Source organism: Cryobacterium sp. TMS1-13-1, assembly GCF_004403125.1.
Taxonomy (GTDB): Bacteria; Actinomycetota; Actinomycetes; order Actinomycetales; family Microbacteriaceae; genus Cryobacterium; species Cryobacterium levicorallinum.
The window spans coordinates 72,565-95,746 of record NZ_SOGX01000006.1 but is presented as its reverse complement, the minus strand read 5'-3'; the positions used below and the strand labels follow the sequence as shown (position 1 = coordinate 95,746).

General features: G+C 63.8%; 24 protein-coding genes. 17 read left to right on the top strand and 7 right to left on the bottom strand.

The window, feature by feature from the left end:
- Positions 1 to 8 precede the first annotated feature (8 nt).
- From E3T31_RS05090 to E3T31_RS05030, 13 genes are all read left to right on the top strand, one after another.
- The gene (locus E3T31_RS05090; RefSeq protein WP_134467774.1) at positions 9 to 782 is read left to right on the top strand and encodes a hypothetical protein; all 774 of its coding nucleotides are present in this window, start codon (positions 9 to 11) and stop codon (positions 780 to 782) included.
- Positions 779 to 1,558 carry a hypothetical protein gene (locus tag E3T31_RS05085; protein WP_134467773.1) on the top strand — a complete coding sequence of 260 codons (780 nt, stop codon included), beginning with the start codon at positions 779 to 781 and terminating at the stop codon, positions 1,556 to 1,558. Before E3T31_RS05090 ends, E3T31_RS05085 begins: the two co-directional genes overlap by 4 nt.
- Positions 1,559 to 1,926: 368 nt before the next feature.
- Complete coding sequence (locus tag E3T31_RS05080) at positions 1,927 to 2,949, top strand: zinc-dependent alcohol dehydrogenase family protein (protein WP_134467772.1); 1,023 nt, start codon at positions 1,927 to 1,929, stop codon at positions 2,947 to 2,949.
- 11 nt (positions 2,950 to 2,960) lie between these two features.
- Positions 2,961 to 3,581, top strand: a complete 621-nt coding sequence (locus E3T31_RS05075; RefSeq protein ID WP_198416975.1) for a DUF2291 family protein — start codon at positions 2,961 to 2,963, stop codon at positions 3,579 to 3,581.
- Complete coding sequence (locus E3T31_RS05070) at positions 3,582 to 5,144, top strand: sugar ABC transporter ATP-binding protein (RefSeq protein WP_134467770.1); 1,563 nt, start codon at positions 3,582 to 3,584, stop codon at positions 5,142 to 5,144.
- A gap of 3 nt (positions 5,145 to 5,147) precedes the next feature.
- The gene (locus E3T31_RS05065; protein WP_134467769.1) at positions 5,148 to 6,281 is read left to right on the top strand and encodes an ABC transporter permease; all 1,134 of its coding nucleotides are present in this window, start codon (positions 5,148 to 5,150) and stop codon (positions 6,279 to 6,281) included.
- Between the two features lie 43 nt (positions 6,282 to 6,324).
- Complete coding sequence (locus E3T31_RS05060) at positions 6,325 to 7,302, top strand: D-ribose ABC transporter substrate-binding protein (protein ID WP_134467768.1); 978 nt, start codon at positions 6,325 to 6,327, stop codon at positions 7,300 to 7,302.
- Between the two features lie 150 nt (positions 7,303 to 7,452).
- Positions 7,453 to 9,195 carry a dihydroxyacetone kinase family protein gene (locus E3T31_RS05055; protein ID WP_134467767.1) on the top strand — a complete coding sequence of 581 codons (1,743 nt, stop codon included), beginning with the start codon at positions 7,453 to 7,455 and terminating at the stop codon, positions 9,193 to 9,195.
- Positions 9,192 to 9,662, top strand: coding sequence for a ribose-5-phosphate isomerase (locus E3T31_RS05050; protein WP_134443987.1), 471 nt, complete (start codon positions 9,192 to 9,194; stop codon positions 9,660 to 9,662). Before E3T31_RS05055 ends, E3T31_RS05050 begins: the two co-directional genes overlap by 4 nt.
- Positions 9,649 to 10,440, top strand: a complete 792-nt coding sequence (locus E3T31_RS05045) for a triose-phosphate isomerase family protein (RefSeq protein WP_134467766.1) — start codon at positions 9,649 to 9,651, stop codon at positions 10,438 to 10,440. The genes E3T31_RS05050 and E3T31_RS05045 overlap by 14 nt, the downstream gene beginning before the upstream one ends.
- 42 nt (positions 10,441 to 10,482) lie before the next feature.
- On the top strand, positions 10,483 to 11,319 hold the full coding sequence (locus E3T31_RS05040) for a DeoR/GlpR family DNA-binding transcription regulator (RefSeq protein ID WP_241977661.1): 837 nt from the start codon (positions 10,483 to 10,485) through the stop codon (positions 11,317 to 11,319).
- Positions 11,320 to 11,348: 29 nt separating this feature from the next.
- Positions 11,349 to 12,392 carry an NAD(P)-dependent alcohol dehydrogenase gene (locus E3T31_RS05035; RefSeq protein ID WP_134467764.1) on the top strand — a complete coding sequence of 348 codons (1,044 nt, stop codon included), beginning with the start codon at positions 11,349 to 11,351 and terminating at the stop codon, positions 12,390 to 12,392.
- The gene (locus E3T31_RS05030; RefSeq protein ID WP_134467763.1) at positions 12,389 to 13,408 is read left to right on the top strand and encodes a class I mannose-6-phosphate isomerase; all 1,020 of its coding nucleotides are present in this window, start codon (positions 12,389 to 12,391) and stop codon (positions 13,406 to 13,408) included. Before E3T31_RS05035 ends, E3T31_RS05030 begins: the two co-directional genes overlap by 4 nt.
- Positions 13,409 to 13,438: 30 nt before the next feature.
- Here E3T31_RS05030 and E3T31_RS05025 read toward each other — a convergent pair whose 3' ends face one another.
- Positions 13,439 to 14,299, bottom strand: a complete 861-nt coding sequence (locus E3T31_RS05025) for a 3-methyladenine DNA glycosylase (RefSeq protein ID WP_134467762.1) — start codon at positions 14,297 to 14,299, stop codon at positions 13,439 to 13,441.
- 84 nt (positions 14,300 to 14,383) lie between these two features.
- On the opposite strand from E3T31_RS05025, the gene E3T31_RS05020 reads away from it, so the two are divergent.
- On the top strand, positions 14,384 to 15,859 hold the full coding sequence (locus tag E3T31_RS05020) for an MFS transporter (RefSeq protein WP_134467761.1): 1,476 nt from the start codon (positions 14,384 to 14,386) through the stop codon (positions 15,857 to 15,859).
- Between the two features lie 91 nt (positions 15,860 to 15,950).
- On the opposite strand, the gene E3T31_RS05015 is transcribed toward E3T31_RS05020, so the two are convergent.
- A complete protein-coding gene (locus E3T31_RS05015; RefSeq protein WP_134467760.1) occupies positions 15,951 to 17,783 on the bottom strand; it encodes an HNH endonuclease signature motif containing protein in 1,833 nt (610 codons plus the stop codon).
- 500 nt (positions 17,784 to 18,283) lie between these two features.
- Positions 18,284 to 18,478, bottom strand: coding sequence for a hypothetical protein (locus tag E3T31_RS05010; RefSeq protein ID WP_134444555.1), 195 nt, complete (start codon positions 18,476 to 18,478; stop codon positions 18,284 to 18,286).
- Between the two features lie 299 nt (positions 18,479 to 18,777).
- Here E3T31_RS05010 and E3T31_RS05005 point away from each other — a divergent pair, with 299 nt between their 5' ends.
- Positions 18,778 to 19,776, top strand: coding sequence for an LLM class flavin-dependent oxidoreductase (locus E3T31_RS05005; protein ID WP_134467759.1), 999 nt, complete (start codon positions 18,778 to 18,780; stop codon positions 19,774 to 19,776).
- 9 nt (positions 19,777 to 19,785) lie between these two features.
- The gene (locus tag E3T31_RS05000) at positions 19,786 to 20,178 is read left to right on the top strand and encodes an MmcQ/YjbR family DNA-binding protein (protein WP_134467758.1); all 393 of its coding nucleotides are present in this window, start codon (positions 19,786 to 19,788) and stop codon (positions 20,176 to 20,178) included.
- Between the two features lie 85 nt (positions 20,179 to 20,263).
- Here E3T31_RS05000 and E3T31_RS04995 read toward each other — a convergent pair whose 3' ends face one another.
- On the bottom strand, positions 20,264 to 20,926 hold the full coding sequence (locus tag E3T31_RS04995) for a histidine phosphatase family protein (RefSeq protein WP_134467757.1): 663 nt from the start codon (positions 20,924 to 20,926) through the stop codon (positions 20,264 to 20,266).
- A gap of 127 nt (positions 20,927 to 21,053) precedes the next feature.
- On the opposite strand from E3T31_RS04995, the gene E3T31_RS04990 reads away from it, so the two are divergent.
- Positions 21,054 to 21,380, top strand: a complete 327-nt coding sequence (locus E3T31_RS04990) for an antibiotic biosynthesis monooxygenase (protein WP_134467756.1) — start codon at positions 21,054 to 21,056, stop codon at positions 21,378 to 21,380.
- A gap of 48 nt (positions 21,381 to 21,428) precedes the next feature.
- Here the strand turns inward: E3T31_RS04990 and E3T31_RS04985 are convergent, their stop codons facing one another.
- Genes E3T31_RS04985 through E3T31_RS04975 form a run of 3 tightly spaced genes read right to left on the bottom strand, consistent with a single transcriptional unit; the run spans position 21,429 to position 22,796 of the window.
- Positions 21,429 to 21,722 (bottom strand): putative quinol monooxygenase, encoded by a 294-nt coding sequence (locus tag E3T31_RS04985; RefSeq protein ID WP_134467755.1) that lies wholly within the window; start codon positions 21,720 to 21,722, stop codon positions 21,429 to 21,431.
- A gap of 31 nt (positions 21,723 to 21,753) precedes the next feature.
- Positions 21,754 to 22,209: a hypothetical protein gene (locus E3T31_RS04980; RefSeq protein WP_134467754.1), complete on the bottom strand. Its 456-nt coding sequence runs from the start codon at positions 22,207 to 22,209 to the stop codon at positions 21,754 to 21,756.
- Positions 22,206 to 22,796 carry a DUF6545 domain-containing protein gene (locus E3T31_RS04975; RefSeq protein ID WP_134467753.1) on the bottom strand — a complete coding sequence of 197 codons (591 nt, stop codon included), beginning with the start codon at positions 22,794 to 22,796 and terminating at the stop codon, positions 22,206 to 22,208. Before E3T31_RS04975 ends, E3T31_RS04980 begins: the two co-directional genes overlap by 4 nt.
- Positions 22,797 to 23,182: the final 386 nt, after the last annotated feature.

Here is a 23,182-nt window from a genome sequence, read left to right as displayed (position 1 = left end):
TAGTCACTGTGACTGATCCCAGCGGTGCCGAGAAGGCGGTGCGGTTTTCGCAAACAATTTCACCGCACCAGCCAGCGCGAAATATCGCCGGGATGCGCTGGAACGCGGCGGGCTTCACTGCATCGCTCGGCTTCATCGGCGACATCTTCGAAACGGAGGATCAGCGGAACTGGACCGATGCCTCGTTCAAGACCTACAGCACACCGCTCGACCGGCCTTTCCCGGTGCAGATCAGGCCCGGCACGCCCATCGAGCAGTCCGTGGTGCTGCGCATTGCCGAGTCGCCATCCCCAGGCGGGGAGCGCGCGGCCGCTCCGACCCAGATCGCCGCAGCGTTCCCCCCGGATCAACCCGCACGTATTGTCGTTGGCGGCCCGTCGAACCGAATAGTGCCGGAGATCACTCTGGGCGCGTCCTCGGCACCGGGTGTCACTCCCGATCGAGCGGGCCTCACTGCCATTCTGGTCGAGTTGAACATGGCGGATACCGCTTGGCCAGACGTTTTGGCGCGTGCTCAAACGGATGCCGACGGCCACTTTCTCGACGTTCGAATCGTCGCCTCGACTGCAGCGCAGGTGAACCTCGCGCTCGATGCCGTGGCACCGCTCGACGTCCGCCGCCTAGGAGCCTTCGACGCGGCGACCCACCTCAGCGAGCGAGTGCTGTGGGCTGCCCTCGTTGAGGGGCGGCCGAGCGCGACCTGCTCGCCGAACTCGTTGGCGGCACGCGAGCCCATTTCACCGAACTTAATCGCAATCACGATCGGCTGCCTTCGTCGGTGACTGCGCTGGCCTTCAGCGTGACCCCGCACATGCACGCGCTCGAACGGGAACAACTCGTCGAGTCCATTGCCGTTCAGCGCACGGTTGCGGAAAATGCCGTGCGGATCGCTCGCGGTCGCCCGCTGCACATCGGCCCCATCACCCTGCGGCCTCGCTTCAATGCCGTCGCCACGACAGCACCGGTCGCGGGCCCCGACAAGATCGAATTTACCGGCTACGGCCCAGAGCACCTGCCGGAGGCGACCGACGCCCGCCAGCAGAGCGCAGCCCTGGCCGCCTGGCTGATCGCCAGCGTTGACGCCTTCGCCGTGCCGGGCGTGGCCAGCCTCTGCTACTTCGAGGCGTGGGGTGCGCGAGGAATCGGGGGATCCGGTGTCGCTGCGCGTTACCCGGTCGCCACAGCGGTCGAGTGGATGCGTGAACTCGAGGGAGTGCCCCTGCGCGAGCTGCGGGGAGAATTGCCCCCCGCCGTCGCCATTCTGATTGCCGATATCCGTAATGCGTCGGGTGCGCCCACGGCAGTGATCGCGAATCTCTCCGATCGGACGCAGGTGTTGAGGCTGGAAATCGCGGATTCCGCACTCCGGACCGGCGATGGCCCGGGATGCAGGCCGGGGGTGCTGGAGCGGGTCGTCACTCCCCAACACGCCACGGCCAGGATCGCACTGCTTCGCCCCGCGATGTCGTCTGAGACGGTGCCTTGCGTGGATGGCTGCATCACCGTTTCGGTGCAGGCGGGCGAAGCTGTTCGATGGCGCGCGACCGCAGTGCACTGAGCTCCAGGTACTCACAGGGCGTCTGCACCCCGGGTTGTGCTGACGACCGGCCACCGGGTCGGAAGCTTTGTGCCGTCCGGGCCGGGCTAAAGTTGTGCGCCCTCAGCCATCACGAAAGGAACATTCTCGTGTTAGTTGACAGCATCCGCTGTGATAGGTATCGTTTATTTCACACCAAAACATCACAAGATCACAAGTATGTAACACGAAAACTTGCGGGGTCTGGCGATGTTGGCGTGATATTTCCATTCGGAACTGACGACGATGTCTGACTCGTAGCCAACATCGAGCGCAAGCGCCAGTTGCGGCACAGAGATCTACTCACCTCGGCAAATTGGCCGAACAGTCCCGATAGGAGCGTCAGGCACATGCGAGCAGTCGTTTTTGAATCAGCTGGAAACCTCACTTTGGCCGAGCGGCCGGAACCGACCGCAGGCCACAAAGAGGTCGTCATCGAGGTTGCCGCTGTCGGCGTCTGCGGCACCGACACCCACGTGTTCGACGGTGAATTCGAAGGCACCATCTTTCCGCTGGTTCCGGGCCACGAGGCCTCGGGCATCGTCGTCGCCATCGGCACCGGCGTGACCCACGTAGCGGTCGGCGATCAGGTTGCCGTCAACCCCAGCACGACCTGTGGGGAATGCGAATACTGCCTGACCGGCAAGTCGAACCTGTGTCGCGCCTGGAACGGCCTCGGAGTCGTGGCTTCTGACGGCGCCTCACAGGAACGATTCACCGCTCCCGCAGCCAACGTCTTCAAGCTCAAGCCCGAGACGGATGTCTACCAGGCCGCGCTCATCGAACCGCTCGCCTGTGCGATCCGCGCCTACGACATTCTGCCGCGCAAGATGGGCGAGCACTATCTGGTCTACGGTGCCGGCACCATGGGCCTCCTCATGGCTCAGCTCGCACCACGCGCCGGCGCAGCCAGCGTCACGATCGTGGACCTCAACGAGGGGCGCCTCGCCACCGCGCGTGAGGTCGGTATCGACAACGCCTACACGAGTGCCAACGATGCGGGCCGCGAGAAGTGGGACGTGGTCATCGATTGCACCGGCAACATCCGCGCCATCGAAGACGGTCTGCCCCGGGTCAAGGCCGGTGGGACCTTTCAGCACTTCGGCGTGGCGCCGGCCGAAGCCATGGCGAACTACTCGCCGTTTCGTGTCTACCGCGATGAAATCTCAATCGTCGGAACAATGGCCGTGCTCAATTCCTTCGGACGCGCGGTCGAGATGTTCGAAGCCGGGGCGATCAAGAGCGAACCGATGATCAGCCACTCCTTCAGCCTTGAGGACTACCCCGAGGCGCTCGACATGTTCCGTAAGGGGACTGGTCGCAAGCTGCAGATCCGCCCGAACGACTTGTCCTCGAAGGTGTTTCACGCATGAGGAAGCAGTCGGTGAATAAGCGTCGCGCACTGTGGGTTGGTGGGATCGTTGTTGTGCTGGTCGCGATGGGGTTCGGTACGAAGGTCGTGACGGGTGAAGAACTGGCGGCGTCGACGCCGGTCGAGTTCAGCGCCGCCGAGTATGGTGCGACGGAATTTCCGGTCGTGCAGGCGGCAGTGATGAAGAATGCCCACGACCTGGCTCTGGTCTCGACCGCTCTGGCGGCTGACGCGGAAGCGGCGGCCGAGGAGTATGGCGTCGTCGAGGGGACATCCTTTCCGGTGTTCTCCGTCTCGTTCACGGCGGTAGCCGGTGCGGCAGACTCGCAGGGAATCGTTCCGTTCACCATCGATGGGGTGCCGGCCGAGGTGACGGTGCGCATGCAGACCGGGCCGGCGATCAGCGGGACAGACCTGCGGGACGCGACGGGAACCATCCACTTTCCTGACTTCACCAACCAGATCGAGTATCAGGATGCCGGCGCGGCGTTGAACGAGGAACTGAAGGTCGAGGTGCTGTCGAATATTGTCGCAGCGGAACTGGCCGGTAAGTCGATCACGGTCACCGGTGCTTTCCAGCTCGTCAACCCCGCGTCGTATCTCATCACGCCCGTTGATGTTGTGGTGAACTAAATGTCGGCAGCTGATGTTCATGTCGATTCCGACGATGTAGCGCTGAGCGCGCGTGCCGTCGTCAAACGTTATGGCGGAGTGCACGCTCTCAAGGGCGTCAACTTCGACATTGTGCGTGGCAAGGTCACGACCCTGTTCGGGGAGAACGGCGCCGGAAAATCGACGCTGATGAAAATTCTCTCCGGGGTGGAGTCGCCGACCAGTGGCGAAATTCGTCTGAACGGCGAGGTCGTGGAGTTCGCGTCGTCGGTGCAGGCCCGCGATCTGGGGATTTCGATTATCCACCAGGAACTGAGCCTGTGCTCAAACCTGAGCGTGCGCGACAACATCTTCATGGGTCGCGAACTGACCACGCCGCTGGGTGGCGTTGACTTCGCCGCCGAGGACGCGGCGGTGCGGGTGGTGATGACGGGACTGCAGGAGGAGATCGCACCGGGAACGCTGTTGTCAGAACTGCGTCTGGGGCAACAGCAAATTGTAGAAATCGCCCGTGCCCTGTCGGTCAACTCCCGCATCCTCATTATGGATGAGCCCACCTCGGCGCTCAGCGCGACCGAGGTCGAGGTGCTGTTCAAAGTCATCAACGATCTGACCACCGCCGGTGTCTCCATCGTCTACATCTCGCACCACCTGGAAGAGGCCCTGCAAGTCACCGACTATGCCGTCGTCTTGCGAGACGGTGAAATCGTCGCGCAGTCCCACGCCGACCACATCAATCTCGACTGGATCGTCGAAAACATGGTCGGCCGCAATTTCGATCTCGGCAAACCGCCGACCGGGTACGAACTGGGACCGGTCGCCCTTTCCCTCGATGGCGTGAGTGTCGCCGATGCGACCGCTCCCGACCGTCTTCTCGTCAACCGGCTGTCCCTGGACGTGCGAGCGGGGGAGATCGTGTGCATTTACGGTCTCATGGGTGCCGGTCGCACCGAACTCCTCGAAGCGGTCGCCGGCCGAGTAGCCGTCGCGGAGGGAACCGTCAGCCTGTTGGGCGAGAACCTCGGGAATCTGCCGATCGCTGACCGCATCAAACGGGGGCTGGGGCTGGTGCCCGAAGATCGCCAGCGTGATGGCCTGGTGCAGTCGATGTCGGTGGGCCACAACTTGTCGCTGGCCAGCCTGACCACCCTGGTGAAGGGAATGTTTCTCTCCCGGACCCAGGAAGACACCCTGGTGCAAACCCAAATCAGCGATGTCCGGGTGAAAACCGACGGCGGAAGCGCCCCGATCGGGTCGCTCAGCGGCGGAAACCAGCAAAAGGTCGTCATTGGCAAAATGCTGGCAACGAATCCTCAGGTGATCTTGCTCGATGAACCCAGCCGCGGAATCGACGTCGGTGCGAAAGCCGAGGTGTTTGGGCTCCTCGCCGGGCTCGCCACCCGCGGGCTCGCCGTAATCTATTCGACCTCCGAGGTAGGCGAGTGCCTGAGTATTGCCCACCGCATCATCGTGATGAACAAGGGAAGCATCGTCGCGACCTTTGGACCCGATGCCAGCAAAGAACAGATCATGGCTGCGTCCGGTGAAGCCGTGATCGCCGAGTCCCCGAACGGAAACGACTAACTCATGAGCACCACAACAAAAACACCCTCGGCGGGTTTGTCCTCCCTCTTCTCAGGCGGCTTCGACATTCGCGCAGTGCTCCTGCGCGGGCGGGCATTCTTTGCCCTCATCGTCATTATCATCGTGTTTTCGGCACTGTCACCCAACTACTTCACGGTCAACAACCTGCTGCAGATGTCGGCACACGTGGCCATCTTCGCCGTGCTCGGCCTCGGCATGCTCATGGTGATCCTCAACGGTGGCATCGACCTCTCGGTCGGGTCCACCGTGGGACTGTCGGGAATTGTTGCCGGCGCTCTCATGCAGGGGGTGGAGATCCCCGCCCTGGGGCTCAAACTCTTCCCCTCCGTGTGGGTCGTCGTTCTGCTCGCCCTGGCCACCGGCGCCTTCGTCGGCTTCATCAACGGAGTCCTCATCTCCCGGTTCAAGGTGGCACCCTTCGTCGCCACCCTCGGCATGCTCTACGTCGTGCGCGGCGTCGCGCTCCTGATCACAGGCGGCCTCACCTACCCGGCACTGCAAGGCCAGGAAGCCCTCGGCAACACCGGATTCAACATGCTCGGCTTCAACCGGATCCTCGGCGTGCCGACCGGCGTGGTGATCATGGTCGTCCTGGCCATCCTCGCCAGCGTCCTCCTGAATCGCACCGTGTTCGGCCGTTGGATTTACGCATCCGGTGGCAATGAACGAGCAGCTGAACTCTCCGGTATCCCGGTCAACCGCGTCAAAATTCGTGTGTATGTCCTCAGCGGTATCGCCGCAGCCATCGCCGGTGTGATCATCGCCTCCGAACTCACCTCCGCCAACCCCACAGCCGGTGAAACCTTCGAACTCACCGCCATCGCGGCCGTCGTGATCGGTGGCGCCAGCCTCATGGGTGGTCGCGGCACCGTTCGCGGCACGCTCCTCGGAGCTTTCGTTATCGGTTTCCTCTCCGACGGTCTGGTCATTATCGGAGTCTCCGAGTACTGGCAGATGATTTTCAAGGGCGCCGTCATCGTTCTCGCCGTTCTCCTCAACGCCGTGCAGTACAAGGGACGCAAAGCTCCCGCGGCACCATCATCACCCTCACCGACTTCCTCGCCTCGCGATACTCCGGCCACAGCCGACGCCGCGACCGAGAAGATCATCGGCTGACAGCTTCGTCAACCGATACCCAACCCAAGAAATGGACAGCAACATGTTTCGCAAAGCAGCAGCAGCGTTTGCCGTGGTCGTCTCCACCGCCGTCGTACTGGCCGGATGCTCGGCCACACCCGCCACAACAACTGACGACACTGCGGCTGGCGGCGGCCTGATCAGCATCATCGTCAACGACCTCGCCAACCCGTACTGGACCGCCGAAGGCGACGCAGCGAAGGCGCAAGCAGAGAAGCTTGGATACACCGCCAATGTCGCAGCGCACAAGGCCGATGCAAAGGCGGAGAGCGACCTGATCGATACCGCCATAACCAACAAGTCCGTCGCCATTATTCTTGATCCGGCCGACGCCAGTGGTTCCATTGGGGCCGTGCAGAAGGCGACGGATGCCGGCATCCCGGTGTTCCTGGTCAACGCCGAGATCAACGAGGAAGGCATCGCCAAATCACAGCTCGTCTCCAACAACGCCCAAGGTGCAGCCCTCGGCGCAGCCGAATTCGTCAAAGCAATGGGCAGCACCGGTATTTATGTTGAATTGAAGGGAAAGCCGTCGGACAACAATGCGGCGACACGATCCAACGGCTTTGCCACGGTTCTATCGCAGTACCCCGACATGCAGCTCGCCGGCCAGGAAGTCGCTAACTGGGACCAGAAGGAGGGTCACGACAAGATGCAGACGCTGCTCGCTGCTCACCCGGATATCACCGGAGTCATTGCCGGCAACGACCCCATGGCCCTCGGCGCAATCGCTGCGCTGAAGGAAGCAGGCAAGCTCGACTCCGTCGTCGTCGGTGGTTTCGACGGCTCACCCGACGCAGCGGTCGCCGTTGAAGATGGCAGCCTCGCCTACAGCGTTCTTCAGCCGGTCGTCGCCTTCGCAACGGCCGCAGTCGACCAGGCAGACTCCTACCTCAAGACCGGAAAGACGGGTGCCGACACCGAGAAGCAGTCCTTCGACTGTATCTTGATCACCACCGAAAACGTTGGCAAGTACACGTCGTTTGGCCTGAGCGAGTAACACCACCACCCGCTGGCCCCGGGACGATACCGTCACCATTGTCGGCGGTCGTCCCGGGGCCGGGCACCCTCGAAAGCGTCGTCGCTACGGCGTAAGAGACATTCGCCCATTGCCCCACTGATTCCAGCATCGCCCCGGAGGGCGCTTCACATGACCTACCTATATAACGACCCGGTTCAGTTTGCGGATGAGCTCATCGACGGCTTTGTCGCCGCGAATTCCACGCTCGTGCGGAAAGTTCACGGCGGGGTCGTGCGAACCTCCCGCACTCCGACGGGTCAGGTCGCCGTCGTTATCGGGGGCGGTTCCGGTCACTATCCGGCCTTCGCGGGCCTGGTCGGCCCCGGCTTGGCACACGGCGCCGCCATGGGCAATCTCTTCGCTTCGCCCTCGGCGCAGCAGATCTACACGGTCGCAAAAGCAGCAGCAGCCGGAGCGGGTGTGTTGTTCACGTACGGAAACTATGCCGGCGACGTTCTCAATTTTGATCAGGCCCAGGAGCGGCTTATCGCGGGGGGTATTCCCTGCCGAACGGTCGTCGTCACCGACGACATCTCCAGCGCCTCCGCGGAAGAGGCCCACAAGCGTCGCGGCGTCGCCGGCGACCTGGCCGTGTTTCGCGCAGCAGCGTATGCGGCCGAACGCGGCGACGATCTGAATGCGGTCTGGACCCTCGCCAACCGCGCCAACGAGCACACGCGCTCATTCGGCGTGGCCTTCACCGGATGCACCCTCCCCGGTGCGTCCGCCCCCCTCTTCACCATTCCCGAGGGCCGGATGGCGGTGGGCATGGGCATCCACGGCGAGCCCGGCATCAGTGAACAAGACGTGCCGACCGCTCATGGCCTCGCCGAGCTACTCGTACAGGGGCTCGTGCAAGCGCGACCGGCGAATCTTGATTCCTCGGACGGTGCGCGTGTCGGAGTCATCCTGAACGGCCTGGGCTCGGTGAAGTATGAAGAGCTCTTCGTGACCTACGGGAGTGTGTCAGCACTACTCTCGGCGCAGGGAATGGAAATCGTAGACCCTGAGGTCGGCGAGCTGGTGACGAGCTTTCAGATGGCCGGCGTCTCCCTGACCCTCTTCTGGCTCGACGCAGAGTTGGAAGAGGCCTGGAAATCTCCGGCCTACACGCCGGCATATCGCAAGGGCCTCGTGAATCGCCAGGCTCTCGATAGTAATCTGAGCACGGTGGTGGACATTGTCGAGGATGTCATCCTCCCCTCCAGCGCGGTGTCGCGAGCCTCCGGCGTCATCGTGCTGGACAGCATCCGTGCCATCAAGAACATGATCGACACCAACGTCGAGGAATTGGGGCGGTTGGATTCGGTGGCTGGAGACGGCGACCATGGAATCGGCATGCAGCGCGGTGCGACCGCCGCCCTTCTTGCGGCAGAGGATGCGGCCGCCCGCGAAGCCGGAGCTGGCAGCATCCTCTCGAAGGCCGGCGATGCTTGGGCGGATCGGGCTGGTGGAACCAGCGGTGCGCTCTGGGGCCTCGCCCTTAATGCTCTCGCCGTTGAAGTGGGGGACGACGCCGCCCCTACCGCGACGAAACTTGCGGCCGGCGTCACCGCCGCATTGGCAGCGATCGCCCGCTTCGGCAAAGCGCAGCTGGGCGATAAGACCATGGTTGATGTGCTTTCACCCGTCGCCGTGGCTCTCACCGAGTCGGCCGAACAAGGTCTGACCGCCCGGGAATCGTGGAAGAGTGCAGCCCTGATCGCTGCCGACGCTGCTGACGCCACGTCGCAGCTGCTGCCAAAAATTGGCCGCGCCCGTCCGCACATGGAAAAAAGTCTCGGCAGCCCCGACCCCGGGGCTGTATCCCTGGCACTGGCGATAGACGCCATTGCCGCGGTAATGAACAGCCAACAGAAAGTAAGTCAATGAGCCAGAAATTGCGCCTGATTATCGGATCCGACGATGCCGGATTCGCGTACAAGGAGATACTGAAGGCCGACCTCGAAGCCAGCGACCTGGTCGAGTCGGTCCTCGACGTCGGCGTTGATGCCAGCAATCACACTGCCTATCCGACGGTGGCAATCGCCGCCGCCGAACTGATCGCCTCGGGTCAGGCCGACCGTGCGCTGCTACTGTGCGGCACCGGACTGGGCGTCGCTATTGCGGCAAACAAGGTTCCCGGCATTCGTGCGGTGACGGCACACGACAGCTATTCGGTGGAACGCGGAGTATTGAGCAACAACGCGCAGGTTCTCACCTTTGGACAGCGTGTCGTGGGGATCGAACTGGCTCGTCGTCTCGCGAAAGAATGGCTTACCTACACCTTCGACGAAACGTCCGCGTCGGCAGAAAAGGTAGCGATTTTATCGACGTACGAAGACAATGTCACCGTCTAGCGTGCTTCTGGGCGTCAGCCTCAAGATGTACTTCGACCACAATCGCACCCGCTCCTGGTGCACCGAAGTTGCTGAGCTGGCGCGGCACCACGAATCAGTGGTCAGCGGTGCTGTCACCCTCGTGGTGCTCCCCGGGTTCACCTCACTCGCGACGGCCGTGGAGATCTTCTCGGGAACCGGAGTTTCGGTCGGAGCACAGGACCTCTTCTGGGAGGACCGTGGTGCCTTCACCGGTGAGGTGAGTGGCGCCGACCTTACTGACATCGGGTGCACGTTCGTTGAGATCGGTCACGCGGAACGGCGATCACTCTTTGGTGAAGGCCCAACCGTGCTAGCCCGAAAGCTTGGTGCAGCTGCGCGAAATGGCCTGACCCCGATTCTGTGCGTGGGAGAACCGACTCGCGGAACACCACTCGAAGCTGCCCAGGCGTGTATCGAGCAGTTGGATGCTGCTTTGATCGAGATCAGCCCAACTGACCGCGGAATGCCGCTTGTGGTGGCGTACGAACCGGAATGGGCGATTGGAGCAGCTGAGCCAGCTCAGGCGGACTACGTGGCCGCGGTGGCCGTTCTCCTGCGCGACTGGCTGGGCACGCGAATGGGTGAGGGCAATCCCCGGGTCATCTATGGCGGGAGCGCCGGACCGGGGCTCCTGAGCGAGTTGGGCGGATCGGTTGATGGACTCTTCCTCGGTCGTTTCGCGCACGACGCCACGGCCCTCGGGAAGATTCTCGAGGAAGCTGCGGCGCGATCGCACCAGCACGCAACCCTAAAATGAGTGCAAACAATGTGGTTCCAGACGAAATCGGGGAAGAGTGACGTGAACGTAAACCCAGTCTCCGATGACAGCCGGCAGTCGCGCCAGCTGGTTCGACAGCGAGCGATTAGCGAAGCCGTGATGGCCGAGGGCGCAATACGGATCGAAGACCTCGCCGAGCGATTCGATATCAGTGTGATGACCGTGCACCGTGACCTTGATGAGCTGGAAGCACGGGGACTTCTTCGAAAGACGCGGGGACAGGCCACTGCGCTGTCGACGAGTCTGGTGGAGTCGAGCGATGTCTATCGTTTGAACCGAGAGGTCGCCGAGAAGGAGTCCCTCGCCGTCGCTGCCCTGGAATTCATCGAACCCGGCCAGTCGATCTTTCTCGATGATTCGACGACCGTGCTGCAGCTGGCCAAGTACCTGCCGACCCGAGCACCACTCACCGTCATCACCAACGTCCTGACCCTGATGAATGAACTCACCGGCATGCGTGGCATCAGCCTGGTTGCCCTGGGCGGCGACTACTACAACTGGTGCAGTGCATTTCTCGGACGCATGACCAACGAGGCGATCCAAAAACTTCGTGCCGATATCTTTATTATGTCGACCTCGGCCATCACCGACGATGTCTGTTTTCATCAGACATTGGAGACAGTGGACACCAAGCGCGCGATGTTCGAGTCCGCAGCGACACGAATTCTTCTGGTGGACCACACCAAGTTCGAGAAGCGCGCCCTGCACGCTCTCGCCGAGTTGACCGAGTACGACATCGTCATCGTGGACGCCCAGACGGCGGCCGAGCACATTACGAGGATGCGTTCGAAAGGGATCCGGGTCGTCGTCGCACCCAAACTTGCCCGTGCCGACGGCACCTCGGCGGCCCGTCACTAGTACAACCGATCTTTTTTAGGAAAGGCATCATGACGAATAGTCTTCCGTCCACCATGCGCGCGAGCGTTTTGCTCGGTGCGCAGTCACTCGCGGTTGAAGAACGAGCGCTTCCAGCGCTGGACGACGATCAGGTTCTGGTCGAAGTAACCGCGGTCGGCGTCTGCGGATCCGACGTTCATTTCTGGCATGACGGTCGTCTTGGCGACTGGATCGTTGATGAGCCCCTTGTCCTCGGACACGAATCGGGCGGTCGTATCGTTGCCGTCGGGCGAGCCATCGACCCGGAACGGGTGGGTGAACGTGTGTCCATCGAGCCGCAGCGACCCACGCCGACTTCCCGCGAGACCCTCATCGGTCGGTACAATCTCGACCCGGACATGCGCTTTTATGCCACCCCAGGAGTCGATGGTGCCTTCGCCCAATATGTGGCAATCCAATCGCACTTTGCCTGGGCCGTGCCCGACACGGTCAGCGACGATGCGGCGGCACTTCTCGAGCCCCTGTCGGTAGCGATCGCCACCGCCCAAAAAGGCGGCATAACCATCGGTACCCGTGTTCTCATCACCGGTGCCGGTCCGATCGGCATCATCACGGCGCAGGTGGCTCGTGCCTATGGGGCCAGCGAGATCATCATCTCGGATGTGAGCCCCGCACGTCGAGCTCAAGCGCTGACCTTTGGCGCGACTCGGGCAATCGATCCACTTGTCGAAAACATCGCGACGCTCGGACTCGCGGTGGACGTATTTGTGGATGCCTCGGGTGCAGCGAGCGCCGTGCAATCGGGCCTCAGAGCCGTTCGCGCCGGGGGTGTCGTCGTGCTCGTCGGAATGGGCGCGGGTGAGATTGCCCTGCCGATTTCCGTCATACAGAACCGTGAACTCATCGTCACGGGCATCTTTCGGTACGCCAACACCTGGCCGACGGCCATCGAATTGGTGAGTCGAGGCCTCGTTGATCTGGATTCCCTCGTCACCGGTTATTTCGACCTCGACCAGGTTGACGCGGCCCTGCGTTCAACAACGCAACCGGGTGTTCTGAAATCCATCGTGACCCCCAACCCAACCGCGCGATGACGGCGGCACCTGAGCGACCGGTGCTCCTGCCGAGCAACCAGCCGGCGAACCGGTTCTACGCCGGCGGGCCCAAAATTCGCGCTTTCCGGCACGAGGAAGGAAGCATCGATCATGTTCCCGAAGATTGGGTTGCATCGACCACGACGATTTTCGGTGAGGCGGATATTGGGCTGACCGAGCTTCCGTCCGGGGAACGACTCCGCGACGCTGTTCTCGGTGACCCGGTCGGTTGGTTGGGCCGTGACCACCATGCCCAGTTCGGTGCCGACACCAAACTGCTCGTCAAGCTTTTGGACGCCGGCCAACGGCTCCCCGTGCACATTCACCCTTCCCACGAGTTCGCCCAGGCGAATCTCGGAGCCGGGCACGGAAAGGCCGAGGCCTGGTACGTGGTGGACGGTGGCACCGTGCACCTGGGCTTCGCCCGTGACGTGTCGGCGACAGAGTTGAACGATTGGGTGCAGGCGCAGGATGTGGACGCCCTGCTGGGCGCTATGCACCTGCTGACCGTGCGTGCGGGGGACTCCATCTACGTGCCACCCGGCCTGCCCCACGCGATCGGTGCCGGTGTCTTTATCGTTGAGGTGCAGGAGCCCGAGGACATGTCCGTGCTGCTGGAGTGGAAGGGCTTTGCGATCGATGGGCCGCGGCACGGTCACCTCGGGATTGGTGTCGAGAAAGCTTTGGAGGCGACCGACCGTCACGGGTGGTCGTTGGCGGAGCTCGAAACGCTCCTCGTGCACGCTGGCACCGGCGGGCACACCCTGGTGCCGCAGGCCGGATCCTACTTTCGTGCGGAACACAGGGCGGTAGCGGGGGAGACCGTGCTCGAGGCAGGCTTCAGCATTCTCGTTATCCTCTCCGGGAGCGGGCAGCTCACCGCAGCGAACGGCTCCCACGTTGTTCTCGCGCAGGGGCTCACGATCCTCACGCCGCACAACATCGGTGAGCTCACCATAACCGGTGAGCTGACACTGCTACGGTGTCGTCCGCCGATGCCCGATCAGGCGCGATAGTCCGATCTCATCCGAGGAGCAGCTGCTGCGTCAGCCGAGTAGGTTGACCACGCGGTCGCGCAGCAGGTTGCTGCGCTCGGTGAAGCCGCGCTGCCGGCGCACGTACTCGGCCTTGCCTGCGGCAGTTTCGACCGCTACCGGCTCATAGCCCCAGGCGCTCAGGTCGTAGGGGGAGGCCTCCATGTCGAGCTGGCGGATGTCGCGCGCAAGCTCGAAGGCGTCCAGCAGGACCGCGCCGGGAACCAGGGGGCCGAGCTTGATCACCCATTTGTAGATGTCCATGCCGGCGTGCAGGCAGCCCGGCTGCTCCAGCACCGGCTGGTTCTCCCGCGTGGGCAGCAGCTGATTAAGCGGCAGGGCCGCCGGGGTGAAAAACCGAAACGCGTCGAAGTGGCTGCAGGCCACGCGGTTGCCGTCGACGACGGCGTCGGTGTCACTCTGGCCGAGGCGCAGCGGCGCGACGTGCCGGTGCTCACCCTGGCGGTAGACCATCGCCCACTCGTGCAGTCCGAAACAGCCGAAGTGGGCCGGTCGCTGCCGGGTCGCGGTGAGGAGTGTTCCGATGAAGCGGATGACGCGCTCATTTTTCGCGGAGAAGGCGGCGGCATCCACTTGGCTGGCGCTGCCCGTGCTGCGGTACCACTTCCACGTTGCGCGGGGCAGATCGGCCGCGCCCTGGAGCAGCACGCCGGCGCCGGGATGCCAGCGGCGCAGCAGGCCCGGGCGAAATGGATAGTAGGTGAACAGAAAATCGTCGACCGGATGCGTCTGGCCGGTTGCCGCGCGCTCTCGGCGGCCGCGAGTGAAGGCGTCGGCGCGTTCCTCGTGAACCTGCTCGAGGCCCCGCCACTCGTCGGTCCCGAGCTCCTGGGTCTGGTCAGTACGTCGCACCCGTCGACACTACGCCGTCAACCCTGAGGATGCTGGCTGCCCAGGCCGACGGCGGTCAGCAGGACGCCGTATAGAGTATCCGACATGTCACAGACTTCGTCCGTCGCGCCCCCGGAACTCGTCGCTGCCCCGACCACCTCGCGCCGCTGGTGGACCCTCACCGTCGTTGCTCTGGCCCAGCTCATGGTCGTGCTCGATTCGACCGTCGTCAACATTGCCCTGCCGTCGGCCCAGGCCGACCTCGGTTTCTCCAACGGTGACCGCCAGTGGATTGTCACCGCGTACTCGCTCGCTTTTGGCAGCCTGCTGCTGCTCGGAGGTCGCCTCTCCGACCTGATCGGACGCAAGCGTACCTTCATCATCGGCCTGATCGGGTTCGCTGCCGCCTCGGCGCTCGGCGGGGCGGCCGACAGCTTCGGCATGCTGGTTGGTGCCCGCGCCCTGCAGGGTGCCTTCGGCGCTCTGCTCGCCCCGACCGCACTCGCGGTACTGACCACGACCTTCACGATTCCCCGGGAACGCGCCCGCGCCTTCGGGGTGTTCGGCGCGATCGCCGGTGCAGGCGGTGCCGTTGGTCTGCTCCTCGGTGGGTATCTCACCGAGAATTTCGACTGGCGCTGGAACCTCTACATCAACGTCGTCATCGCCGTGGTCGCCATTGTCGGCGCGGCGGTCTTCGTCAGCCACGTCACGCGCACGGGCCCGCGACCGAAGCTCGATATTCCCGGAACCCTGCTGGTCTCCGGAGGCCTGTTCGGTCTGGTCTACGGATTCTCCAATGCGGAGACCGACGGCTGGGACTCCATGCTGACCTGGGGCACGCTTGTGGTGGCCGGGATTCTGCTAGTCGCGTTCGTGCTTTGGCAACGCAAGGCGGCGCATCCTCTTCTGCCGATGGCCATCGTGCTGGATCGCAACCGCGCGGCCGCCTACATTTCGATTCTCATCTCTGGTGCGGGTATGTTCGGCGTTTTCCTGTTCGTGACCTACTTTCTGCAGACCTCACTGCAGTATTCGCCGATGCAGACCGGTCTGTCGTTCCTGCCGATGATCGCCATGCTCGTGCTGGCCGCGCAGCTGTCGACGAACATTTTCGTGCCTCGATTCGGGCCCAAGGTACTGGTGCCGATCGGCATGGCCCTCGGCGCGATCGGCATGGTGTATCTCACGCACCTCGATCTGAACAGCGTGTACTGGATCGACGTGCTGCTGCCGCTGATGATCATCGGGCTTGCAATGGGAACGATCATGCCCGCCTCCATGCAGACCGCGACGCTCGGCGTCGACGGCCAATTCGCCGGGGTCGCCTCGGCGATGGTCAACACCAGCCAGCAGATCGGCGGTTCCCTCGGAACGGCGTTGCTTAATACCCTCGCCGCCACTGCGGCCACCAACTACGTCGCCGATCACCTGCCCGCAACGGCCGCGGTTGCCGCCCAGGCTGCTGTTGACGGCTATGCCGTGGCTTACTGGTGGGGTGCAGGGTTCTTCTTGGGCGGTGCGATCATCGCGGCCTTGCTGTTTCGTCGCATCGGGCACGGCATCTCGCTCCGCCACTGACCTTTGCAGAAAGCGGATGCCGCTGCCGAGGCGCGAGGCGCGAGGAACGAGTGATCGAGACCCACGTCAGGGATCTCGATTAGCGGTAGGCCTACTTCTCCCAGTAGGGTTTCTCGGCTGGGGTGGCGGCACGGTTTTGACCGGCGGGGCGCCAGGTTTGGGTGGGGTCGAAGATGAGGGGGCCGCGCACCCAGGGGCGTCCGTCTCGCATGTCGATGTCCCATCCGGACGTTTCGATGCTGGCATGCCCGGCATTACAGATGAGAACGGCGTTATCGATATTTGTCAGACCGCCCTCACTCCAGGGAATAACGTGGTGAGCCTGCGTCAGGTGCGGCGGCACGGTGCAGCCGGGGATGACACAGCCACCATCACGGGCGGCTAATGCTCGGCGTTGACTGTTGGTGAAAAACCGGTTGCTGGTGCCGAGGTGCAAAACCTGACCCTGGTGGCCGAACAGGACGGGCTGATACCCGCCGGCGCAGACGAGGTCGTCGACTTGTTTGACGGTGAGGGGGCCGTTGATGCCGTCGATCCAGCCGGCGCCGCGCCCGGCGAGGAGGTCGTCGATGTGGATGTGCACCAGCACCGTTGGTGCCGCGCCGCCCATCGTCGGGGTGCCGGGTTGTCGGGCGGCGGCTTCGAACACCGTGCGGAGGATGCCGGCCTGCTTCTCACCGATCGAGCGGATGTCGCCGGGTTCCTGCGGGCAAGGACTGAGCACCTGGCCGTCGTTTGCTCCAGTCTGCTCGTCGCGGCCTTCGTGCTGGCCGTGCTGGCCGTGCTGGCCGTCGGTCTGCTCGTCGGCTTCGCAGTGCTCTGCCGCCGGTGCGTGGTTCTCGGCCTGGTCGCCACCGTCAGCGTCGGCGGCAGCTGCGAGGCCGTCGCTGTCGCTGCTGTCGCTGCCGCTGCCGCTGCTGCTGTCGGTGCTGATGCCGTCCATGCGGTCGCTGCCATCGATGCTGGTGCTGTCCGTGCCGTCTTCAGCGGACGGTTCGCTCGCGTGGAACGCGACTGTGGCACACGGAGCGGCGCCGGGAACGGGGTTGGCGGCGGCGGAGGAGAGGTAGGCGTCGAAAACGGTACTGATGATGGCGCGGTCGAGGGTGGTCAGCCAGCCGGAGAGGCTGTAGCCCCCGTTCGCCAGCCCACCAAAGGAGAGCCAGCTTTGCCGTTCCGCCGTCGCCTCACCAGGCGCGGACCCGTCGGGCGCAAGGCGCGCCTGCCACGCAATGCCCTGCTGGCGCAGCAACTCCGGCGCGAACGCAATCCCCGCACCCGGAAGCCCCTCGGTCTCGGGCGTGATCGCACCGGACCCACTCGCCACGAGAGAGCGTTCGACCCGGTCGAGGTCATCAACCAGAACCGAGGAACGTAGGCCGTCGAGAACCTTCACGATCACCCGGGCCTGCTCCACTCCAAGCGCCCCGCCCTGCAAAGCTTCGCCGACAACGGGATAGGTCGGCGTCAGGGGCCGACCGAGCAGCATCCGCTCACGCGCAGTCTTACCCAGCGACGCACGCTGCCGCACCTCACTGCGCGACAACCGGGCCAGGGTCGAGACCAACACGAGGCCGCTACGGCAGCCCAGCCGACGCGTCAGAGACACCGCGCCCGCCGCTTCAATCTCAGTCTGCTGGGCCGTTTTCGCGGCGGCCTTCTTCGCCACGGACGCATCAAAGTACTCGGAACGACGCAGCACATCCGTCGTCGACAGCACCCGGGCCCCATCAACAACCCAGCCCACACTCTCCAGCGCGAGCAACATGCTCAAAGATTCTTCATCACCGAGCAGCCCGAACGACAGCCCACCCAACGCCGCCAACAACGCATCCCGCGCCTGCTCCACCGCCACAATAGTGGGGTTCAAACTGGACTCACTCGGGTTTTCCATGAACATGGGCGCCATTGCCTCCTTCCTCATGATTCTACCCCAAATCGAACACAAAAACGAGAGAAACTCAGGTATGTTTCTACACGGATTTCGGTGCCACAGCGAATTGGCGGAGCTTCCCGCGCGCTGGAAGGCCCTGAATCACGTTCGATTCAAAGGTTCGTGCCATCGGAAGCGTTGCGGTGACGCGAGCGACAAATAAAAATAACTATCGAAACTCTGTCACCATTTTATGCAGGGCAGATTCGGGCGATTGGAATGGCGTTCCGATCCACAAACAGCGTGTGCAGCCATGCCGTGCCGATGTTGCGAACGCGGTCCCAGCTGTTTGACAGACCAGGACCAAGAACAGTGCGCGCCGGTGCAGCCCGACGGCCGGCGCAGAGGACCGTAGGGGCACCCGCGCAACGCGGCCTCAACGGGAACCGCAACGCAGCCGCAACGGGAACCGCAACCGCCGGCAAAGTGGCCGCGCAGGCGCAGGAGCGCCCCGGACGCGCAGGCCCAGGCGGAGCCCGCCAGCGTCGCCGTTACGCGGCCAGGGGAGTGGGCTCCACACTCCAGCGGATGGCGCGGACGCCGGCCCGGGTGCCGTGCGGCTCGCCGCCGTGGCCGCGCAGGCGGCGGCACTCCACGAGGTCCGCGGCCGGGGTGATGTGCGGGTCGCGGCAGGAGCTGTCGTAGCCGGTGTAGTCGATTTCAAGCAGGAGTTCGTCGTCGGTCATGGTTGTGGTTCCACTTCAGCGGGGCATCTCGTCGGAGCTGCCGGGCGAATGCACCTGCCGGAGCAGGCGTTTGCCTCGAATTGATCGTGCGCGAATTGTTGGCACGCGATCGGGATCGAAACCCGATGTCACTCTCCGGCGATGCTGGCGGAGCTGGTCTATGCATACGAGGCTAGGTCGCCCGGGTACGGATTGTCTGCAAGAAGGCGAAAATGTTTCAGTTCGTTACCTGCTGGAAATGCCTCTTGCCCATTTCGGGTAGCGGGTAACGATTTGCGCGCGCCAGCGTTGGTCCCAGTATGACTATTCCGCTGTCCATTCTTGACCTCGCTCCGATTGCCCCTGGGCAGACCGCTCGGGAGAGCTTCGCGGCGAGTGTCGCGCTGGCCCAGACCGCCGAAAAAAACGGGTATGCGCGCGTCTGGTATGCCGAGCACCACAACATGCCGACCATCGGATCGTCGGCGACCAGCATTCTGATCGGCCATGTCGCTGGGCAGACCAGCACCATTCGGCTCGGATCCGGTGGCGTCATGCTGCCCAACCACTCCCCGCTCGTGATCGCCGAGCAGTACGGCACCCTCGCCGAGCTCTACCCCGACCGCATCGACCTGGGGTTGGGCCGCGCGCCCGGCAGCGACCAGACCACCGCTCGGGCGATGCGACGCGAGCCGCGTGCCTCCGACCAGTTTCCCCAGGACGTCATGGAACTGCAGGCTTACCTGCGCGGCCAGTCGATCGTGCCCGGTGTGCAGGCGGTTCCCGGGGCCGGCACCAACGTTCCGCTGTATATTCTCGGCTCCTCGCTGTTCGGTGCCGGTCTCGCCGCCGCGCTCGGCCTGCCCTATGCCTTCGCCTCGCACTTCGCGCCCGACGCGCTGCACGAGGCCATCGCGATCTACCGCCGCGACTTCACCCCCTCGGAGCAGCTCGCCGCGCCGCACCTCATCGTTGCGGCCAACGTGATCGCGGCCGATGAGAAAGCGGATGCTGTGGCGCAGTTTGACACGACCCGCCGCATCCGGGTGCGCGGCATGCTCTCCCGCGGACCGGCCACGCCCGAGTACAGCGACGACCAGATCGACGTCTTCCTGACCACCCCGGAGGGCCGGAACATCGCCAACATGATGCGCTACTCAGCCGTCGGAACGGCGGACGAGGTGCGCGCCTACCTCAACGAATTCGCCGAGGGAACCGGGGCCGATGAGCTCATTCTGGCCCACCAGTCGCCGCTGATCGAGGAACGCCTGCGGTCGGTCGCGCTGACCGCCGATGCGATGAATCTTGTCGCGGCCTAGATTGGGGTGATGACCCCGGACGCGCTCGTCGACCTGTGCCTGAGCCTGCCTCAGGCTGTTGAGACCTTTCCCTTCGGCGAGGAGACGAGCGTGTTCAAAACCAGCGGCAACGGCAAGATTTTTGCCCTTGTTGCCCTGGCTGGCGACCCGCTGACGGTCTCACTAAAGTGTGACCCGGAGGAAAGCCGCGCGCTGCGTGAGGAGTTTCCCGAGTGGATCGCGCCGGGGTATCACCTCAACAAAAAGCACTGGATCACGATCGTGCTCGATGGCCATGTGCCCCGCGAGCTCGTCGAAGAGCTGCTGCGGGACAGCCACGCTCTCGTGCGGCCGAGAGTTCCCCGGGCGCAGCAACGTCCCAACCAGCTACTTCTCGAAGCAAAAACCCCCGCGTTGCCCTGACCACTTGACTTTGCCCGTTGAAATCAGATCGAGACTCACGGGTCGTCGCCCGAACCTCACGGGTCGGCGAACGGATGCCGCCAAATCACACCTCGGCGAGCGGTTCGCCCAGTGGATCCGCCGCGCCGAGGTCGGCCAGCGCCATGCCGCCGACCGGGAGGCCGGCCCAAGACAGCAGGGTCCAACCGTCCTCTGGCGAGCCGGTGAGCTCGACCACACCGGTGTTATCGAGCTCGTTCTCGCTGGCGAAAGTGGGCGGCACATTCTGGGCACGCGCGGCCGTCCACACCCGAATCGCCGCGCCGTGGCTGAACACCGCCGCCACTTCCGAGCGCCCCGCCGCCGCAGCAATGTCTACGTCGAACCGACGCAGGAAATCGTGGCCGTCGTGAGCACCCGGCATCCGCTTATCAAGATCGCCGGAACTCCAGGCCACCGCGGTCTCCAGATAGGTGCGAACGGATGCCCGATCACGCAGACCCTCGAGCGACCCGGCTTCGATCTCGTGCAAACCCCCGGCAACCTGCAGCTCTAGACCAAGGTCGGCGGCGAGCGGATGCGCCGTTAGTTGGGTGCGCAGGAGCGTTGATACGAAGATGGCGTCGATCGGGTCGGAGCGCAGGGCATCGGGAATCGCAGCGGCCTGACGCAGACCGAGATCGGTCAGGCCCGGACCGGGATGCGCGGTGTCGAGCCGCCCGAGAACGTTGCCGGGAGTCTGGCCGTGACGGATCAAAAGAAGTCGCATGGTCCCCCCAGCATAAGCAACGCGCCTAGGCGGTGGGGCCCGATGTGCGGCCGCGCGGCCGCACCGGGCTGCGGAGAGTGGCAGCATGGGTCACACACCCTCGAGCATTCGAACAGGAAGCAGTCCCATGACGATCATCAAGATCAACGCCATCACCGTGCCGAGCGACGGCGGCGACGAGCTCGCCCAGCGCTTCGCCGCCCGCGCCGGTGCCGTCGACGACCGCCCCGGGTTTGAGGGCTTCGAACTGCTCAAGCCGACCGATGACCGGCTGACCTGGCTCGTCGTCACCCGCTGGGCCGACGAAGAATCCTTTCAGGCCTGGCTCGCGTCTCCGTCCTTCGCCCACGGGCACCGCAGCGAGACGCCGAAAGACGGCGAGCCGGCCGCGCGCCCGGTCGGTGTGAGCAGTGAGCTGTGGTCCTACGCCATCGCCGGTGGAACCGGGCGCTGACGATGTCTGGCGGCACGGCAGAAGCGGTCGCGCACCTCGGATAGTGCCTCAGATATCTGTGGCGATTTCGAACTTGGTCAGCAGGGGCGGGCCGGCCAGGACTGCTCCGAGGGATGATTTTCCTGGCCCGGCTCGAAAGGTGCGGTAGGCGGCGTCGTGCTCCAGTGACGCCCACTTCTCCACGAGTACGAAGTGGGTGGGGTCTTCGGTATCGACGAGGACATCCACGCCAAGACATCCATTGAAGGCTCTGGTAACGATAAGAGTCTCGTGCAGGATGTCAGGAGCGTCAGCGAGAGACTCGGTTTTCACATGGATGTCGAGAAAAGCAGTGATGGGCACGAAAAGCTCCTTGCGGTTGAGGATGGGACCACTATGCGTGATCTATTGAATCCGGAGGTGGATCGGGAGTGTCGCTTTCGAGCAGCTCGGTGATCGACCGGAGGGTTTCGGGGGAGACGTCGCCGAGCATCCGGGCAGCGAAGCTCACCACGCGCGCAACGCGCAGGCTCTTCACGAAGGCGAGTTGAGCGTCGACCCGTTCGGGCAGGTCGCCATCGGAGCCGAGCATGTACTCCGGAGGGATGCGGAAGAACTTGGCAATGCCGGTCAGGAGTGCTGGATCGGTGACGAGCGGACCTTCGCCGGTGATCATGTATGCCCAGCGGGCTCGGGAGAGGGTCAGGCCGCGTTCCTTCAATCCCGCTTCGATTTGACGATAGGTGTACGGAGTATTTCCTTCAGCGACGACGACGTCAAGCAGCAAATTGAGTTTGCGCGCCAATTCCAGCTGCGGACTTACCTCGCCGGAATTTGGGGTGGCGGTCATCGCGGCGTTCCGACGACGGGGGTGTGATTGGCCGGCGACGGGGCCTGCGTGCGCACCTCGGCCAGGTCGATCAGGCCCCGTTCGGCCGGACTGACGGCCTGCTCGGGGTGAAGTAGCAAGCTGTCCCGAATCTCGACGCGCCGCCGGTACAGGTGCGCACCTGGCACACGCGCGATGAGTCGCTGAAGCGGTGACAGCTCTCGTTCGATGCTGAGCTCGGGAGTGTCGGCCAGGAGGCGTTGCCACAACGGTGTGATGCGCCATAAAAGCACACGGTCGCGGAAGTTCCTCCCGCTCGAGGTCAACCCGTCGACGGTGGCGGTCAGTCCCAGGCCGATGACGAGGCTGATCGGCGAGAGGAGCAGGCTCAGACTGTACGCGATTCGGCCAGGAATGAGTTCTTTGTCGTGATCGAGAATCATGTGACCGAACTCGTGGTTGAGGAATTGCTGGCGGTGCACCGGGGAGGTGGTCGGTGCAGGGTGGATGCGCCCAAAACTCTCCCCGGCCACGGCGATCCACAGCCCGCAGAGCCCCGACTCAAGCATGCGGGGGGTCGCGCTCTGCACCACGATCTTTTTTTCCACGCACCGATTCCATGTGCCGGTGCAGCAACTCAGCCGTCAGTGGGCGGGGCAGACCGAGGTCGGACACCATCGTGTGTGCCTGTTTCTGCCGTGCTTCGTAGGTCATATGATGCCCCCTATTAGCCCACTAGCCTACCCCGCAGCGGGATCAGCCACCGCGAGTATGCACCGGCACCCATATTGGGTTACGATAGACATGTCTAACGCGGGTCCTCGGGGGAGGATCGGCCAGGGCATCGCTCATAATGGTGGCAACGCGGGGGCTCCAGTACCGGTTCTGCACACGGTACGACCACCATTCATCGAGCGGGCCCTGGCTCCACGTGGATGTTGAGTCCTAGAATCGGGCAGACGCATCGGGCCGGGGCACGCACACTAAGATTCGT

Coding starts and splice junctions, on each gene's coding strand:
- E3T31_RS05080 (WP_134467772.1), top strand. CDS start 1,927: ATGCGAGCAGTCGTTTTTGAATCAGCTGGAAACCTCACTTTGGCCGAG.
- E3T31_RS05070 (WP_134467770.1), top strand. CDS start 3,582: ATGTCGGCAGCTGATGTTCATGTCGATTCCGACGATGTAGCGCTGAGC.
- E3T31_RS05065 (WP_134467769.1), top strand. CDS start 5,148: ATGAGCACCACAACAAAAACACCCTCGGCGGGTTTGTCCTCCCTCTTC.
- E3T31_RS05060 (WP_134467768.1), top strand. CDS start 6,325: ATGTTTCGCAAAGCAGCAGCAGCGTTTGCCGTGGTCGTCTCCACCGCC.
- E3T31_RS05055 (WP_134467767.1), top strand. CDS start 7,453: ATGACCTACCTATATAACGACCCGGTTCAGTTTGCGGATGAGCTCATC.
- E3T31_RS05050 (WP_134443987.1), top strand. CDS start 9,192: ATGAGCCAGAAATTGCGCCTGATTATCGGATCCGACGATGCCGGATTC.
- E3T31_RS05045 (WP_134467766.1), top strand. CDS start 9,649: ATGTCACCGTCTAGCGTGCTTCTGGGCGTCAGCCTCAAGATGTACTTC.
- E3T31_RS05035 (WP_134467764.1), top strand. CDS start 11,349: ATGACGAATAGTCTTCCGTCCACCATGCGCGCGAGCGTTTTGCTCGGT.
- E3T31_RS05030 (WP_134467763.1), top strand. CDS start 12,389: ATGACGGCGGCACCTGAGCGACCGGTGCTCCTGCCGAGCAACCAGCCG.
- E3T31_RS05020 (WP_134467761.1), top strand. CDS start 14,384: ATGTCACAGACTTCGTCCGTCGCGCCCCCGGAACTCGTCGCTGCCCCG.
- E3T31_RS05015 (WP_134467760.1), bottom strand. CDS start 17,783: ATGAGGAAGGAGGCAATGGCGCCCATGTTCATGGAAAACCCGAGTGAG.
- E3T31_RS05010 (WP_134444555.1), bottom strand. CDS start 18,478: ATGACCGACGACGAACTCCTGCTTGAAATCGACTACACCGGCTACGAC.
- E3T31_RS05005 (WP_134467759.1), top strand. CDS start 18,778: ATGACTATTCCGCTGTCCATTCTTGACCTCGCTCCGATTGCCCCTGGG.
- E3T31_RS05000 (WP_134467758.1), top strand. CDS start 19,786: ATGACCCCGGACGCGCTCGTCGACCTGTGCCTGAGCCTGCCTCAGGCT.
- E3T31_RS04995 (WP_134467757.1), bottom strand. CDS start 20,926: ATGCGACTTCTTTTGATCCGTCACGGCCAGACTCCCGGCAACGTTCTC.
- E3T31_RS04990 (WP_134467756.1), top strand. CDS start 21,054: ATGACGATCATCAAGATCAACGCCATCACCGTGCCGAGCGACGGCGGC.
- E3T31_RS04980 (WP_134467754.1), bottom strand. CDS start 22,209: ATGACCGCCACCCCAAATTCCGGCGAGGTAAGTCCGCAGCTGGAATTG.